Annotated in this window: 15 protein-coding genes; 9 read left to right on the forward strand and 6 right to left on the reverse strand. The window is 66.8% G+C overall.

Going from position 1 to position 16314, the window contains the following annotated elements:
• Position 1 precedes the first annotated feature (1 nt).
• From tadC to tadG, 4 genes are read left to right on the forward strand one after another with little or no spacing between them, the layout of a single operon-like run.
• A complete protein-coding gene (tadC, locus tag FHW81_RS25985) occupies positions 2-913 on the forward strand; it encodes a type 4b pilus Flp biogenesis protein TadC (protein WP_003103955.1) in 912 nt (303 codons plus the stop codon).
• Positions 910-1647 (forward strand): type 4b pilus Flp biogenesis protein TadD, encoded by a 738-nt coding sequence (gene tadD / locus FHW81_RS25990; RefSeq protein WP_003114982.1) that lies wholly within the window; start codon positions 910-912, stop codon positions 1645-1647. The genes tadC and tadD overlap by 4 nt, the downstream gene beginning before the upstream one ends.
• 22 nt (positions 1648-1669) lie before the next feature.
• Positions 1670-1954 carry a DUF3613 domain-containing protein gene (locus FHW81_RS25995; RefSeq protein WP_003114983.1) on the forward strand — a complete coding sequence of 95 codons (285 nt, stop codon included), beginning with the start codon at positions 1670-1672 and terminating at the stop codon, positions 1952-1954.
• A 24-nt stretch (positions 1955-1978) separates the two neighbouring features.
• Positions 1979-3649, forward strand: a complete 1671-nt coding sequence (gene tadG / locus FHW81_RS26000; RefSeq protein ID WP_003123262.1) for a type 4b pilus Flp biogenesis protein TadG — start codon at positions 1979-1981, stop codon at positions 3647-3649.
• A 25-nt stretch (positions 3650-3674) separates the two neighbouring features.
• On the opposite strand, the gene pprB is transcribed toward tadG, so the two are convergent.
• Both pprB and fppA read right to left on the reverse strand, forming a co-directional pair.
• On the reverse strand, positions 3675-4502 hold the full coding sequence (gene pprB, locus FHW81_RS26005) for a two-component response regulator PprB (RefSeq protein WP_003123261.1): 828 nt from the start codon (positions 4500-4502) through the stop codon (positions 3675-3677).
• Positions 4503-4622: 120 nt separating this feature from the next.
• The gene (gene fppA / locus FHW81_RS26010) at positions 4623-5105 is read right to left on the reverse strand and encodes a type 4b pilus Flp prepilin peptidase (protein ID WP_003110115.1); all 483 of its coding nucleotides are present in this window, start codon (positions 5103-5105) and stop codon (positions 4623-4625) included.
• A 63-nt stretch (positions 5106-5168) separates the two neighbouring features.
• Between fppA and FHW81_RS26015 the strand changes: the two genes are divergently transcribed.
• Both FHW81_RS26015 and pprA read left to right on the forward strand, forming a co-directional pair.
• Positions 5169-5675 (forward strand): TadE/TadG family type IV pilus assembly protein, encoded by a 507-nt coding sequence (locus FHW81_RS26015; protein ID WP_003120840.1) that lies wholly within the window; start codon positions 5169-5171, stop codon positions 5673-5675.
• A 9-nt stretch (positions 5676-5684) separates the two neighbouring features.
• The gene (gene pprA, locus FHW81_RS26020) at positions 5685-8456 is read left to right on the forward strand and encodes a two-component system sensor histidine kinase PprA (RefSeq protein WP_023090816.1); all 2772 of its coding nucleotides are present in this window, start codon (positions 5685-5687) and stop codon (positions 8454-8456) included.
• A gap of 68 nt (positions 8457-8524) precedes the next feature.
• Here the strand turns inward: pprA and FHW81_RS26025 are convergent, their stop codons facing one another.
• On the reverse strand, positions 8525-9994 hold the full coding sequence (locus FHW81_RS26025) for an inorganic phosphate transporter (RefSeq protein ID WP_003093821.1): 1470 nt from the start codon (positions 9992-9994) through the stop codon (positions 8525-8527).
• 143 nt (positions 9995-10137) lie between these two features.
• Positions 10138-10389, reverse strand: coding sequence for a hypothetical protein (locus FHW81_RS26030; RefSeq protein ID WP_003117142.1), 252 nt, complete (start codon positions 10387-10389; stop codon positions 10138-10140).
• A 433-nt stretch (positions 10390-10822) separates the two neighbouring features.
• Between FHW81_RS26030 and FHW81_RS26035 the strand changes: the two genes are divergently transcribed.
• Entirely contained in the window at positions 10823-12439 is a 1617-nt protein-coding gene (locus FHW81_RS26035) for a methyl-accepting chemotaxis protein (protein ID WP_003093807.1), read from the forward strand.
• Here the strand turns inward: FHW81_RS26035 and chrA are convergent.
• A complete protein-coding gene (chrA, locus tag FHW81_RS26040; protein ID WP_033974732.1) occupies positions 12436-13641 on the reverse strand; it encodes a chromate efflux transporter in 1206 nt (401 codons plus the stop codon). The two genes, FHW81_RS26035 and chrA, sit on opposite strands and share 4 nt — an antisense overlap.
• Before the next feature lie 54 nt (positions 13642-13695).
• On the reverse strand, positions 13696-14499 hold the full coding sequence (locus FHW81_RS26045) for an AraC family transcriptional regulator (RefSeq protein ID WP_003103975.1): 804 nt from the start codon (positions 14497-14499) through the stop codon (positions 13696-13698).
• A gap of 100 nt (positions 14500-14599) precedes the next feature.
• Between FHW81_RS26045 and FHW81_RS26050 the strand changes: the two genes are divergently transcribed.
• Together FHW81_RS26050 and FHW81_RS26055 are read left to right on the forward strand one after the other, a co-directional pair.
• On the forward strand, positions 14600-15490 hold the full coding sequence (locus FHW81_RS26050; RefSeq protein WP_003093799.1) for a DMT family transporter: 891 nt from the start codon (positions 14600-14602) through the stop codon (positions 15488-15490).
• A 112-nt stretch (positions 15491-15602) separates the two neighbouring features.
• Positions 15603-16286, forward strand: coding sequence for a lipoate--protein ligase family protein (locus FHW81_RS26055; protein WP_003110110.1), 684 nt, complete (start codon positions 15603-15605; stop codon positions 16284-16286).
• The last annotated feature ends 28 nt before the right edge of the window (positions 16287-16314 follow it).

The following is a 16314-nucleotide window of genomic DNA, read 5'->3' on the forward strand; positions in this document are numbered from 1 at the left end:
CATGCAGGCACAGTGGCTGATTTTCGCGGCGCTCCTGATGGCGGTCGGCGGTGCCTTGTTGCTGTTGCTCCAGGCGCGCAACGGCAGCCGCGAGCAGCGCCTGATCGAGAGGCGCCTGGGAGCGCTGGCCAACCCTGGCGGCTCGACCAGGTGGCTGGCCGGCATGACCGAGCGGATGGACGACAGCTTCTGGGTGCGGCGCCTGCAACTGATGGACAGCGAGGCCCGCCAGTTGCTGCAACAGGCCGGCTGGCACGAGAGTCGCTACCGGACCCTGTACCTGATCTCGGTGTTCCTCACGCCGCTGCTGTTCGTTCTCCTGGTCTTGCTGGTCAAGCTGCTGCGCGCCGAGAGCGAGGCGTCCTACGCGGTGCCGCTGCTGTTCGCCGCCGGCATCGGTTTCCTCCTGCCCAAGCAGGTGCTCAAGCACTTCGCCAAGGCGCGCCGGGCGCTGATCGCCGACGAGATGATCCTGTTCGTGCAACTGATCCGCATCCTCTTCGACGCCGGCCTGACCGTGGAGCAGACGCTGCGCGTGGTCTGCCTGGAAGGCCGCGGGATCACCCCGCAACTGGCCCGCGAGCTGGACCTGGCGCTGACCCGTGCCGACAACGGCATCGACCTGGCGGAAGAGCTGGAGGCGCTTGCCCGGCGCCTGCAGGTGGACCCGCTGAACGACTGCTGCGGCGTGCTACGGCAGATGTTGCGCCAGGGCGGCAGTGCGCGCAGCACCCTGCTGACGCTCAAGCAACTGTTCGAAGACCGGCGCCTGACCACCTTGCAGGAACGCATCGGCAAGCTGTCGGCGAAGATGAGCCTGGTGATGATGGTGCTGCTGTTCCCGGCGCTGCTGATCGTCCTCGCCGGTCCGGGCGTCATTGCCATCACCAAGGCCTTGGGAGGACTGGGATGAAAGCACTGATCGGCATCGGCCTGTGCGCCGCCCTGCTCGGCGGTTGCGCCGCGCTGCCGGGGCGGGACGGCCCACGGGAGTGTTCGCAGCAGCTCGGCCAGGAGCAGGAACTGCAGATGAACATGGTCCGCGACATGATCCGCGAGGGCCGCCTGCATGCGGCCCTGGCCAACCTGGAAAGCATGCCGCCGGGGTTGCTCGACGTGCGCGAGGAAAGGGCGCTGATCCTGCGCCGGATCGGCGACCCGCGGGCCAGGGCCGAGTACCAGGCCCTGCTGGAAACCTGCAAGGCACCCGAGGCGCACCACGGCCTCGGCCTGCTCGCCCTGCGCAATGGCGACAGCGCCCGGGCGGTCCTCGAGCTGCGCGAGGCGGCGCGCCTGCGGCCGACCGAGAGCCGCTTCCGCAACGACCTGGGGGTCGCCCTGCTCAAGCGCGGCGACCGTGTCGGCGCGCGCTTCGAATTCATCACTGCGCTGGAGTTGCAGCAGGGTGGCAAGCTGCCGGCGACCAATCTGCTCGGCCTGCTGTACCTGCAAGGCGACCGGGAAGATGCGCAGCGCCTGATCGAGCGTTTGCAGCTGGATGCCCGGGACATCCGCGCGGCCGAGGCGCGGGCGCGCAGCTGGGGTGCCGTACCGACACCCGGCGCGGCGCCGGCAAGCGACGACCCGCTGGCGGAACTGCCGGCGGAGGCGAATATGCATACCGCGATGGCCAACGAGGCGCCCTGAGCCGGCGCCGGAGAGGTGAACCATGCACGAGCGAATCCTGTTCGGCGTCTTGCTGCTCCTGTCCGGCACGGCCTGGGCCGCGGACACGCCGGCGGTCCGTCCTGCCGCGCCAGCGACGGCCGAACCGCAGACCGCCACCCGCGCCTGGCTGGCCATCCAGGCGAGCGGCCGGGCCGCCAGCCCGGTTCGGCAAAGCGCGACCGCCGCCGAGCGCCAGCGTGCCTACCAGCGCTACCTGAAAAGCTATGAGCACGAGATTCCCGAGTACCTGCTGGAAGATCGCGGCTTCGGCGAGAGCAAGAACTGACGGTTCCTGGCGGAGGGGCAGGGCATGAACGGATGGCCTGCAAGACAGCGCGGGGCGATCGGCATCCTGGCGGCGACCACCCTGCTGCTGGCCTTGATCTGCCTGTTGCTGGTGGTGGATACCGGGCGGCTCTACCTGGAGCAGCGCAACCTGCAGCGAGTGGCGGACGTGGCGGCGCTGGAGAGTGCCTCCCAGGGAGCCTTGTGCGGCGACCAGAGTTCTGCCCAGGCGACGTCTTTCGCCAAGGCCAGCGCGATGCTCAACGGGTTCGATGCGGACGCCGCCGGCTCCAGCCTGTCGGCGGAGGTCGGCGGCGTGCTGAGTGCCGGCGGCCTGCGCAGTTTCATAGCCAGCGCGTCGAACGCGGCTGCCGCCAACGAGGCGGTGCATGTCGAGGTGACCAAGAGCGTTCCCGGCAGCCTGGTCGCCAACCTCGGGGGACTGTTCGGCGGCGGCAATGCCAACGTCGATCTCCGCGCAGAGGCTGTGGCGCGACGCCTGCCGAACGCCACGATTTCCGCAGGCACGGGGCTGGCGAGCGTGAACAGTGGCCAATCGGCGTTGCTCAACCCCATCCTGAGCGGATTGCTGGGCACCCACATCGATCTCTCGGCGGCGGCCTACAACGGTATCGCCGACGCGAAGCTCAGTGTGCTGGACATTCTCGGCGCGGATGGAATGGGCTTGATCGGGGTCGATACCAGCCTGGGGACCATCGAACAGTTGTTGAATACCAACGTCGGCTTGCAGCAGGTACTCGCCGCCAGCGTGAACGTCCTGGCGAAGAACGGCGTAGCCTCGGTCGAGGCCCTGAGAGCGCAATTGGTGGGGGTAAAGTCGGCCACGTTGAAACTGGGAGACTTGCTGGGGCTGAGCGCCGGCGAGGTGAACAGCATGTCGCAGCTGGATACGGCGATCAATGCGCTGGATCTCATCATGGCGGTTGCCCAGGTCGCCAACAAGAATTCCGCGGTCGCCGTGAACCTGGGTATCCCTGGATTGGCCAATGCACGGCTCACGGTCGTAGAGCCGAAGAGGATCGTCTCCGGGCCGCCAGGGCAGGATGAGAGCGGTGCCTGGCGCACGGAGGTGCGCCAGTCCCAGGTACGACTTACGGCGGACATCGATTCCGGGTTCCTGTCCATTCTCGCCACCACGAAACTGCAACTGGCCATCGAAGGCGCGTCGGGAGCCGTCTGGCTGAAAAGCATGGCCTGTACCCGCCCGGATACCGCGTTGGACTTCGGCTGGAGAAGCAGCGGAGCGACGATAAAGATCGGCAGTCCGGCCAACATCGATCAGGTCGGCTCGATTCTGGTGCTTGGCGGCTTGGTGCGATTGGATCTCAAGCTCGATACCTCGATCGCCGGCAGCTCGGGCGATACGCGATTCAACGTGAAAGCCGACGGTTCCGATCTCGTCCAGAGCCGCAGGTTGCCGGAAAGCGGCTTTCTCGCCAGTACCCTGAAAACCAGCATCAACGTCAATCCCGTGGTGCTCGGACTGTGCTTGCCTTTGCTGTGCGGCTCGACGGCGCTCACCGACCTCATCGTGAATTCCGTGGTGGCACCTCTGGTCGATGGGCTGCTGACGCCGATCCTGAATCTGGTCCTGCCCTTGCTGGGGGTACAACTTGGATACATCGACGCGGAGATTCTGAAGGTCGATGTCGGCAGGGCGGAACTGCTGATCTAGCAGGCCCGCCGGGCCATCGCGCCTGTCAGTGCACCACCGCTCCGCTGCCCTGCTGCATCGCCGCAGGCGACAGGGCCAGCGCCAACTGGGTGCGGTTGTGCATATGCATCAGGCGCAGCACCTGGGAGACGTACAGCTTCACGGTGTTCTCGGTGATGCCCAGCTCGTAGGCTATCTGGTAGTTGGTCAGGCCCTTGCTCACCAGCCGCGCCACCGCCTGCTGGCGGGGCGACAGCTTGCCGAACAGCGGATTGCTCGGGGACACCTGGCTTTCCGCGACCGGCGTCGGCGGCGCGGACGGCTGGCTGTCTTCGCTCTTGAGGGCACTCGGCTGGCTGTTGCCGTGTACCTCGTACTTGATCTTGTGGATGTCGCGGTAGATCGAGTTCAGCGATTCGGCGAGGTATTCCAGGCGCTGGTTGACGTGGCTCAGGCTCAACTGGCTGCGGACGCGCTCGTGCAGGCGGTTCTCCAGGCGTTCGAGGCCATGCAGCAGTTCCTGCGGCGCCACCGGTTTCTGGTAGTAGTCGGCGGCGCCGACCCGCATGGCCTCGATCACTTCCTGGCGGCCATCGTGACCGGTGAGGATGATCGATTCGAAGAACCTGCCGTTGCCGGCGACTTCCTTGAGGCTCTCGATCAGGCGGATACCGTTGTCCTGCCCCAGGTAGAGGTCGCAGATGACCAGGCCGATGTTCGGGTCGGCCTGGAAGCTGGCGATCGCCGACTCCCGGTGGGTGCTGGTTACGCAACGGTAGCCACTGTTTTCCAGCAGTTCGCGGAGTTCCGAGGTCACCTGGGGTTCATCATCGATGATCAAGACGCTGAAATGCCGCGAGGCCGGTTTGTCCATGGTCATACGCTCCATTTGCTTATTTTGTTTTTAACAGGGGACGTGCATTGGAATGCAGCCATACCGAATGGTATTAGCCATAAGCATATAGTCGCTAAGTGAGGTCTTCCGCAAGTTTGCTCAGATAATTTTACTGATAATCAGATGTGCCAAAAGGCCGGCGCTCATGGCGAATATAAAAGGGAATGACTTGTTTTTTGACGGTGCCCTTCGAAGGCGAACTTCTTCATTCATTGCGGACTTTTCTACCGAACGTTTGAATAACTTTACGAGGATGAATAGCGCGATGCACAGCAGGCAGCCGAAGGCCAGGCTATAGAGCACCGTAAGTGGGTCGCTGGCCAGCCCCAGTGCGGCCAAGTACTTGACGTCGGCGGCGCCGAGCCTGCCGAGAAGGTAGCCGGGAAGGCTGAGGCAGACGCCTATAAAAAGTGCGGTCATTGCCATATTAACCGTAGCGCCGGTCAGGCTTGACTCTTTCACATATAAATAAACAAAGGAAATAAGAAAACCGCCCAGGATAAGCCAGTTGGAGACGCGCAAACGTTTGATGTCCTGATATCCGCAAACGCTTGCCCACAAGGCCAGTGCTAATTGCTCCATCCTGTTCTTCAGCCTTTTTTCGACATCTGGATTAATACCTTTTCAGTAACGTTGGCGGAGCGAATGACGACTAGTATTAAGGATGCGGATCGGGGATGTCAGCTCATGCTCGGAAAAGCTTCCCGGCGACGCCAGCACGGCGCCGTCGCCATCGAATTCACAGCGATCTTCCTGCTGTTTTTCGCGCTGGTCTACGGCCTGATCAGCTACAGCATTCCTTTGCTCATGTTGCAGTCGTTCAACGATGCCGCTGCCGTGGGGGCCCGTGCGGCGATCGCTGTCGATCCCTCCGATGCGGGCTACGAGAGCCTCGCCGAAGCCCGTGCCAGGGACGAGTTGCTCGCACGCCTGGACTGGATGCCGGCGGCCTGGCGAGCGAACCTCCAGCCTTGTGCCGGTAACGGCCAGTACGCCGACTACGTCAGCGCCACGTCGCGGATCGAGGTCTGCGTGCAGTACCCGTACGGCGATCCGGGCAAGGCGATCATCCCCGTGCTGAGCTTCCCCGGCATCGGCGCGATTCCCAACCTGCCGCAGACGCTGAAGGCGAGTGCCAACCTGTTGCTGTGAGGTGGTCGCATGTTCGAATTTTCCCGCTCGTCGTCCGCCGAGGCCGAGAGGTCGGAACCCTTTTCGCAGGAAGGCCCCTCCCTCTGGAGCGCTTCGCTGAGGAGTTGGGACCTGTGTTTCGAGATGGACGAACAGGACCGCGTGATCCGGGTCGGCGGGCGGCAGGCGTATCGTCTGCAGTGCGCCCATGGGCTTGGCGAACAGCCGCGGCCTTTCGCCGAGTATCTGGAGCGGCGCGCCCCCGGTGCGCCGACGCTGGCCGGCCTGCGCCGGGGCGAGCGTCTCGACCTGACGCTGCGCAGCGATGCCGCCGCGCCATTGACCTGTCGTTTCCAGCCGATGCAGCCGCTCGACGGCCTGGGACGCTCGCTGCTGCTGGGCATGGACATCTCCGACCTCAACTGGCAGTCCGACAACCAGCAGCACCAGTTGCAGAGCCTGAGCCTGGGCAAGCTGATCCTTTCGCGTCTGCGCCATGTCTCCCACGGACACCTGGCGGAGGCGGTCCAGGAGATTCTCGAATCGCTCTCCGGCGCGTTCCAGATGCAGGCTATCGCCCTGCTGCTGGGCGACGGCAAGGGTTTCTGCACGGTCTTCGCCAGTCATGTGCGGCCTGGCAGCGACAGTTTGCTGCGACCGACCCTGCAACTCGCCGACGACGACCTGCGCGAAGGGGCGGGCGCGCGCTTGCTACGCCGTGGCGAAGGCGCCTCGACGCTGCTCCGGCAGATCGGCGAGGACGCGCTCTACCTGGTGCCGGCGGCGATGCGCGGTGGCCGCCTGGGGGCGTTGCTGGTGCGGCCGATGTCGCTGGAGCAGCTCGCCCAGGGGCCCGCGCCGCAGGACTGGCAATACCTCGCGGAACTGCTGGCGAACCAGGTGGCGGACCGCTGCGAACTCCACGAGCAGCACGACAGTTCGCGCAAGCTGGGGCTGTTGCAGGAGATGATCGGCGGCGGCTGGTGGCGTTACTGGGCGGAGCAGGAACTCTTCGAACTGGCGCCGGCCTTGCACGACAGCCTGGGGTTGACCGGCGAGTATCGTCGGGTGCCGCTGGAACACCTGCAGGGCCTGCTGCAACCGGCGGACGCCGACGAACTCGGCCTGCGCCTGCGTGCCAGCCTGCGCAGCGGCCAGGCGCTGGCCCAGGACCTTTGCCTGCGTCAGCCGGATAGCCGCGGCGAGCGCCGCTGGCTGCGCATCGAGGGTCGACCGCTGGGGCGCGGCAGCGCGCTGGGGCTGTCCGGCGTGCTGCTCGACATCAGCGAAGGCCGGCGCCAGGAGGAACGGGCACAGGCGGCCCACGCGCGGCTGCGCAGCCTGATCGACAGCGCGCCGGTGGTGATCTACGTCCAGCGGGTCGAGCAGGGGCACCTGGTGCCGGAGTTCTACAGCGAAAGCGCGAGCAACCTGCTCGGCCTCGACTTGCAGGGACAGAGTTGGCAGGCGCTCGCCGAACGGGTGCATCCGGACGACCTGGAGGCCTTTTTCGCCCGTGGCCGCGAGTTGCTTTGCGAGGGCCGGGTGAAGACCCGCTATCGCCTCGCCGATGGCCAGGGCAACTGGCACTGGCTCTACGACGAAGCCAAGCTGCTGCGCGATGCCCAGGGCCTGCCCAGCGAGGCGGTGGGCCTGTGGCTGGACGTGACCGAGCAGCACCTGGCGGCACAGCGTATCGCCGAGAGCGAGGAACGCTACCGGGTCCTGGTGGAGGATTCGCCGGCGCTGATCTGTCGCTATACCGCCGACCTGGTGCTGACCTACGTGAACCGGACCTTCGCCGATAGCCTCGCGACCAGCCCGGAGCGCCTGGTCGGTCGCCGGCTCGACGAGTGGCTGGCGGCGGAAGACGCCAGCGCCTTGCGCGCGCGTCTGCTGGGTTCGCCGCGGGAGGGCGCCAGCGAGGTGCCGGAACTGCGCTTCAACCTGCCGGGGCAACGTTTTCTCTGGCTGGTGTGGGCCGAGCGACCGTTGTTCGACGCCCGGGGCGAATTGTGCGAGGTACAGGCGGTGGGACGCGACAACACGCCGGTGCGTCGGGCCCAGCAGCAACTGGCGCAAGGCGCCAAGATGGCCAGCCTGGGGGAGATGGTCAGCGGCCTCGCCCACGAGGTGAAGCAGCCGCTGCACGTGCTGCGCATGACCCTCTTCAACATGCGCCAGCGGATGAACAGCGTCGGCCTCGACGGCGACTACCTGGGCGAGAAACTGGAGCGCATGGATGCCCAGGTCCTGCGCGTCGACCGCCTGGTCAGCCACCTCGGCGTGTTCAGCCGCAAGTCGGCGCTGGAGGCGCTGCCGTTCGACCCCTATACCGCCTTCGAAGGCGCCCTGGGCCTGCTCGGCGAGGGGCTGCGTCAGCACGCCATCGAGGTGGAGTGCCCGGCGCCGACGCAGCGGATGGTGGTACGAGGGCAGGCGGACCAGCTGGAACAGGTGATCATCAACCTGCTCGCCAACGCCCGCGATGCCCTGCTCGGCAATCTTGGCCTGGCCAGCCGGCGCATTCGCCTGGAGCAGGTGGCCTGCCGCGAACCGGGCTGGGTCGAATTGCACGTGCACGACAACGGCGGCGGGATCGAACCGCTCCTGCTGGAGCGGATATTCGAACCCTTCTTCACCACCAAGGTGGAGGGCAAGGGTACCGGCCTGGGTCTCTCGGTCAGCCACGATCTGGTGCGCAACATGGGCGGTAGCCTGACGGCGGCCAACCAGGGGGAGGGCGCGTTGTTCGTGGTTCGCTTGCCGCTGGCGGCGCTGCCCGCCGAGGCGGGCGGATGACGTCGGTGGGAGCGCGGCAAAAAAACGCCTGCGGACAAGCAGGCGTTTTTTTCAACCGGCGAGGCGGCTCAGATGAATTGCGAGGCCAGCCAGAACAGGCCGGCGGACAGCGCCATCGAAGTCGGCAGGGTGAGCACCCAGGCCATCAGGATGTTGCGCACGGTGCCGCCGTGCAGGCCGCTTTTGTTCGCCACCATGGTCCCGGCCACGCCGGAGGACAGTACATGGGTGGTGGACACCGGCAAGCTGTAGATGTTGGCCATGCCGATGGCGGCGGCGGCGGTGATCTGCGCGCTCATGCCCTGGGCGTAGGTCATGCCCTGCTTGCCGATCTTCTCGCCGACGGTGAGCACTACGCGCTTCCAGCCGACCATGGTGCCGATGCCGAGAGCCAGGGCCACCGCGATGATGACCCAGAACGGCGCGTATTCGGTGGTCGCGGTCAGGTCCTTGCGTAGCTTCTCGAGGTCGGCCTTCTCCCGCGCCGGCAGGTCGGACAGCTTGCCGACCTTCTTCGCGGTGTCGTCCAGGCACAGCAAGTAGCGACGCACCTGCACGCGCTCGTCGGCGTCCAGGTCGTTGTAGCTGGGCACGCCGCGCAGGTCGCGGAGCAGCGCGTTGATGGTCGGCTCGGTCTGTTTCGGATCGCAGCGGTAGAACTGCGGCATCTCGCTGCCATTGCTCTTGCCCAGGGCCAGCATGTCGCCGAGGGTATCGGTGTGGCGCTGGTAGAACTGACTGAGGTGCAGGGCGGCGTCGCGGGTGCGCTCGATCTGGTAGGTGGTGCTGTTCAGGTCGAGGACGAACTTGGCCGGGACGATGCCGATCAGTACCAGCATGATCAGGCCGATACCCTTCTGGCCGTCGTTGGAGCCATGGACGAAGCTTACCGCCATGGCGGAAAGCACCAGCACCAGGCGGTTCCAGAACGGCGGGTGCTTCTTCTCGTCGAGTTCGCGACGGGTTTCCGGGGTTTTGTGCATCTTCGACAGCGGACGCCACCATTTCAGTCCGAGCAGGACCAACGCGGCGACCATGAAGCCGGCCAGCGGCGAGAAGATCAGCGACAGGCCGATGTCGATCGCCTTCTGCCAGTTGATCCCTTCGGCCAGCGGCACGTCGGTGATCAGCGCATTGGCCAGGCCGACGCCGAGGATCGAGCCGATCAGGGTGTGCGAGCTGGAGGCCGGGATGCCGAAGTACCAGGTGCCGAGGTTCCAGGCGATGGCGGCGGCGAGCAGGGAGAAGACCATCGCCAGGCCATGGCCGGTGTTCACGTTGATCAGCAGCTCCACCGGCAGCAGGTGAACGATGGCGTAGGCTACGCCGACACCGCCGAGCAGCACGCCGAGGAAGTTGAACACACCGGAGAGCATCACCGCCCGGTAGGGGGACATCGCTTTGGTGTAGATGACGGTGGCCACCGCGTTGGCAGTGTCGTGGAAGCCGTTGATGAACTCGAAGGTGAGGACGAAGGCCAGGGCCAGCACCAGGCTGATACCCACCCAGGCATCGAGCCCGCTGAAAAGATCGAACATGTGAGAAACCGGTCAGAGACGGGGCGGCGATTATGCCAGATGCGTTTTTATCCGTCTGGAACTCCGGAAGGTTGCCATTGTCGCGGGCAACGCCCCGTCGCATCGGGCTTTGCGGGAAAAACGAAACAGATTGAAACGCTTCGTTATCCGTCGCTCTCCTGTCGGTTGGAGGTAAATGGAATGGGGTTCGCTGCTTCCTGCCCGGCCTTGAGACGCTCTTCTTCGATCTTCTGCAGTTCTCTGTCGAACGCCTGCTCCTGAACGGTTGGGCGTTTGCGCCAGGGCTTGCGGTCGGGTTCCGGCTGGGCGGCATAAAGCGTCACTTCGCCGCCGTACACGTCCTTGTAACGCTGTTCCTCGCGCGCCAGCGCGGCACGCAATTCGTCTTTCGTCACGGGTGGTCCTGAGTCCAAAAAGAGCGGGCCCGATAGCGACCAGGCTGGGCGGAAGCGGGGTCCGGCCAGCGCCGGTTGGGAGTCTAGTCGACCGCTACCGGCTGTAAATGGGCGCGGAATTATAACGTGGGCTCCGGGCTTGTCATACGGTGTCGGCCGACGGACGGCAGGACGGAAGTTCTTCGAGCGTCCCCTGGAAATGCGGCGAAGCCCCCATGGATCAAGGCCTGGCCGACGCGTCCGGGGTGTTCTCCGCCTTTCGTCGCGGCCTGCGCTAGTCGAATGCCAGCCATTGGCCATACCACTAAGGAACGATGGCGGCGCTTCCGGGGGCGGGCTACAAACCGGACTACAAGTCAAATAAAGAAGCCCCGCCGTCGCCCGTCCGACCCCAGGGTCATGACGCAACGCCCCGGAGGCCGGAGATTTACTCATGCAGCCCGCTCGTTCCCGCATCCTCTTCGTCTGCCTGTTGCAGAGCCTGGCCCTGGTTCTCCTGCTGGTCGGCGCCCGGCATGGCTGGCTGCCGCTGTACCTGGCCCTGCCGCTCGGCGTGGCGCTGCTCTGGTTGCCCTGGCTGCTTCCCGGCAACCGCACGGCGGTGGCGACCGTCGGCGAGCCCGACATCGCCCGGCTGGCTCGCGACCTGTCCCATAACACCAGCCAGAACGCCTTGTCGGCCGCCGGCGTGGCGTTCTCGGTGAAGCGCCTGGCGGAGAAGCTGCAATCCCAGCTCGACGCCGCCGAACAGATCGTCGGCAGCGCCGAAGTGATGATCCACACCGAGCGCGCCACCTCCAATCTGGCGCGCCAGGCCATGGACGCCGCCACCCGGGCGCGCGCCGGCAGCGACGAGGGCCAGGTGCTGCTGGCCTCGACCATCGAGCGCATGCATCGGCTCAGCGAGCGGATGGGCGCCAGCCGCGAGGCGATCGAGGCGCTGAACCAGCGCAGCGAGGACATCCAGCGGGTCACCCTGGTGATCCAGGGCATCGCCAGCCAGACCAACCTGCTGGCCCTCAACGCGGCCATCGAGGCGGCCCGCGCCGGCGAGCATGGGCGCGGCTTCGCGGTGGTTGCCGAAGAGGTGCGCGGCCTGGCCGGACGTACCGCCGAGGCCACCGAGGAAGTCGGCCAGATGGTCGCCGAGATCCAGCGCCAGACCAGCGAGGTGGTCGAGCAGATCCGCCAGCTTTCCGAAGAGTTGGGGGAAGGGGTCGGCCAGGTCGAGCTGACCGGTCGGCAACTGGAAGGCATTGCCGAACTGGCGGCCGGGGTGGAAAGCCAGATTACCGAGATCGCCCAGGGCGCCGAGATCAACCGCAGCCAACTCGCCAGCCTGTTCGCCGCGGTCGAGCAGGTGCGCGGCGACCTCAGCGCCAGCGAGGAACAGACCCTGCGCCTCGGCGAAGCTGCCAGCCAGTTGGAGAACCAGGCCGAGGTGATCAGCGAGCGCCTCGCCGAGGTCAGCCTGGACGCCTACCACCAGTCGGTCTACGACCTCGCCCGGGAGGGCGCGGCGGCTATCGCCGCTCGCTTCGAGGAGGACGTGCGCAGCGGGCGCATCGACCTCGACGACCTGTTCGACCGCAGCTACCAGCCGTTGCCCAATACCCAGCCGACCAAGTACCGGACCCGCTTCGACAGCTACACCGACCAGGTCCTGCCGGGCATCCAGGAGCAGTTGCTGGAGCGCAACCGCAACCTGGTATTCGCCATCGCCTGTACCCCCGAAGGCTACGTGCCCACCCACAATCGCGCCTTCGCCCATCCGCCCAGCGGCGACCCGCAGACGGACGCGTTGCGCAGCCGCAGCAAGCGCCTGTTCAACGACCGCACCGGGATTCGCTGCGGCAGCCACCAGCAGCCGCTGTTGCTACAGACCTATACCCGTGACACCGGCGAGCTGATGCACGATCTTTCGGTGCCGATCTTCATCCACGGCAAGCACTGGGGCGGCCTGCGCCTCGGCTATCGGCCGGAGGGCGCGGAGCCGGGCAAGGCGGCCGCGCCGGCGGCGCAGGGGCTGAGCCTGGCCTTGAACGGCTAGCCGGCTGCGGCGATCAGGCCGCCGGCCACGGCGCAGGCGAGCACCACTTGCCAGGGCGGCGTCTTCCAGGCGAGCAGGGCCAGCAGGGCGAAGAGCAGCAGGGCGAAGTCGGCCGGGCGCAGGATGCCTTCGGTCCAGAGCGGCTGGTACAGCGCCGCCAGCAGTAGGCCGACCACCGCCGCGTTGACCCCGGCCAGCGTTGCCCGTACCCGGCGTTCGTGGCGCAGGCGTTCCCAGAATGGCAAGGCACCGGCGACCAGCAGGAACGACGGCAGGAAGATCGCCAGCAGGCACAGCAGCGCGCCGCTCCAGCCGTTCGGCGCCGGGCCCGAGGCTGCGCCGAGGAACGCGGCGAAGGTGAAGAGCGGGCCCGGTACCGCCTGGGCGGCCGCGTAGCCGGCGAGGAAGGTATCGCCGTCGACCCAGCCCTTGGGTACCACTTCCGCCTGCAGCAGCGGCAGCACCACATGGCCACCACCGAATACCAGCGAGCCAGCCCGGTAGAACGCATCGAGCAGGCGCAGCCACTGTTCCGGCCAGAGGCGCGCGGCCAGCGGCAGGCAGACCAGCAGCACGGCGAACAAGGTGAGGAACAGCAGCGCGCCGCGGTAGCCGATGGCGATCGGCAGCCGCTCGTGGCCTTCCACTGCTTCCGTTTTCAACAGGGCGCGGCCGGCCAGGCCGGCACCGGCGATCACCGCGACCTGGGTCCAGGCAGTGGGCCAGGCCAGCACGCTCGCGCAGGACAGCGCCATCAGCGTCAGGCGCGGGCGATCCGGGCACAGGCTGCGACCCATGCCCCAGACCGCCTGGGCCACCACCGCCACCGCGGCGATCTTCAGGCCATGCAGCACGCCCTCGGGCAACAGCGCGCCCCAGCGTCCCAGGCCGAGAGCGAAGAGCACCAGCAGCAACGCCGAGGGCAGGGTGAAACCGAGCCAGGCGGCGAGGGCGCCGGGATAGCCGGCGCGGGCCAGGCCGAGGGCCATGCCGACCTGGCTGCTGGCGGGGCCGGGAAGGAACTGGCAGAGGGCGACCAGGTCGGCGTAGCTGCTTTCGCTCAGCCAGCCGCGGCGGCGGACGAACTCGTCGCGGAAATAGCCGAGGTGGGCGATGGGCCCGCCGAAGGCGCTGCAGCCCAGCTTGAGGAAGGCGAGGAACACCGCGAGGGCGGTGTCGGGATGGCGGCTGGCGGTTGGCATGCGAACTCCGGATGGTGGCTGCTGCGAGCATAGCCGCAACGCATGCACGGCGGGTTACAGCATCGGCATGTCCTGGGCGCGGCTGGCCAGGCGGTATTGTTCCGGTGTGGTGCCGGCCAGCCGGCGGAACATCGAGATGAACGCCGAGGGGCTGCTGTAGCCGAGGTCGAAGGCGATCTGCTGGATCCCCCTGCCGGCTTCCAGCGCCTCGATGGCCGCGAGGAAGCGCAGGCGTTGGCGCCATTCGCCGAAGGTCATGCCCAGTTCGCGCTGGCAGTGCCGGGCCAGGGTTCGCTCGGTGCTGTGCACCTGCTGCGCCCATTGCGCCAGCGAGCGGTTGTCGCCCGGCTCGGCCTGCAGTGCGTCGAGCACCTCGCGCAGCGCCGGGGTACGGCCGTAGGGCAGGTAGTCGTCGTGGGGCTGGGCGCATTCCAGCTGGTCCATGACGACCCGGGCCAGGCGCAGGTCCTGCGCCGAGGTCGGCAGGTTGACCCCGCGCTCGGCGAAGTCCGAGAGGATCGCCTTGAGGATCGCGCTGATCGCCAGGGTGCAAGGTGTCGCCGGCAGGCGTCGTGACAGTTCGGCGGAGAGGTACAGCGAGCGGTAGACGATGGCCTGGCTGTTGTAGCAGCTGTGCACCCGCTCCGGTGGTATCCATACCGCGTATTGCGGAGGTGAGAGGAAGCGCTGGCCGTCGATCTCCAGCTGCATCACGCCATGGGCTGCATAGTTGAGCTGGCCCCAGGCGTGGGTGTGCGGCGGCGAATGGGTGTCGGCACCGAACTCGTCATAGCGGAAATAGACGTCGAAAGACTGCCCCTGGAGATCGGGAAGGCGCAGCAAGGTGGTGGTCGACATGTCCGAACCTACGGGTGGTTTGTCTGGAATTCATTATACGTCTGTATTCGGACTGGCTCAGAATGGCCGCGTATTCCTTTTTCATAGTGCGGAACCTCCCATGCAATACCTGTTTCCCCTGCTGGCCGTGTTCATCTGGGCCGGCAACACCGTCGTCAACAAGCTCGCCGTGGGGATCATCCAGCCCGCCGAGATCGGTTTCTTCCGCTGGCTGCTGGTCGGCCTGGCGCTGACGCCCTTCATGCTCGGCCCGGTGCTGCGCAACCGCCGCTACATCCTCGCCAACCTCGGCAAGTTCGTGGTCCTCGGCCTGCTCGGCATGGCCGTCTACCAGAGCCTGGCCTACTACGCGGCGGCGCTGACCAGCGCCACCAACATGGGCATCATCCTGTCGCTGATGCCCCTGATGTCGCTGGGCCTGGCCAGCAGCATCCTGGCCCACCGGCTGAACGCCGGGGCGCTGCTCGGCGCGCTGGTGTCGCTGGCCGGCGTGGTGCTGGTGATTTCTCAGGGCCATCTCGGCGCTTTGCTGGAGCATGGAGTGAATCTCGGCGACGCGATGATGATCGTCGCCACCCTGGCCTATGCGGTGTACAGCGTGCTGCTGAAGAAATGGAGCCTGAAGCTGCCGGCCATGCAACTGCTCTACCTGCAGGTGCTGGTGGCGATCCTCGCCCTGCTGCCGCTGTACCTGCTGTCGCCGCGCACCGGCCTGAACGCCGCCAACCTGCCGCTGGTGCTGTACGCCGCGCTGTTCGCCTCGATCGTCGCCGCGCTGGCCTGGATGCACGGTGTCGCCCGTCTCGGGCCGAGCCGGATGGCCCTGTTCTTCAACCTGCTGCCGATCATCACCGCCTGCATCGCCACCCTGGTGCTCGGCGAGCGCCTGACCGTCCATCACCTGGTCGGCGGCGCGCTGACCCTGGCCGGGGTCCTGCTGGCCGAGTTCTGGCAGCGCCGCCCGGCCCGTCTGCGCTCGGCAACCTGCTGATTTCCCGGCAACTTCCTCGCGATTACGGCGCACGGAGGCGCCGCCACTGGCTATCATAGGCAGCGCTCCCCGCGTGGGAGCCGAGCCGTGCCAGCCTGGAAGAGGAAGAATCGTGGTCGAAGTGTTTTCCGTGCAGGATGGGCTGGACGCCGAGCGCGCCCTGCTCGACGAGGTGTGTGGCGGTGCCCGCGAGCATGGCCTGTTGCTCTGGCAGCCCTGCGATCGGGCGCTGGTCATGCCGCGCCGGATGGAGCGCCTGGAAGGATTCGCGCCGGCCAGCGCAGCGGTCGCCGAACGCGGCTGGCCGGTGCTGCTGCGCGATACCGGCGGCGAGCCGGTGCCGCAATCGCCGGGCGTGCTGAACATCGCCCTGTCCTATGCGCTGGGGCCCGGCGACAACGAGCAGACCCGTATCGAAACCGCCTACCTGCGGCTGTGCCAGCCGATCTGCGACTGGCTCCGCGAGCGCGGCCTGGACGCCGGCGTGGGCGCCGTGGCCGGTTCCTTCTGCGACGGCCGCTACAATGTCACCCTGGATGGGCGCAAGCTCGCCGGGACCGCGCAACGCTGGCGGCGCAACGGCGCCGGCCGGCCGGTGGTGCTGGCGCACGCGGCGCTGCTGGTCGGCGCCGAGCGCGAGGAGATGGTCGAGGTGGTCAACACCTTCACCCGCCGTTGCGCCAGTGCCCCGGATTGCCAGGCGGACAGCCATCTCGGCCTGAGCGAGCGCTGGAGCGATTTCCGCATGGCCGACAGCCTCGAACTGGAACGACGCTTCGTCGCCGCCCGATCCTGACCTCTTTCGCCAGAGCCTTGCGCCAGGA

The organism is Pseudomonas sp. RC10-4-2 (assembly GCF_050433085.1).
Classification (GTDB): domain Bacteria; phylum Pseudomonadota; class Gammaproteobacteria; order Pseudomonadales; family Pseudomonadaceae; genus Pseudomonas; species Pseudomonas aeruginosa.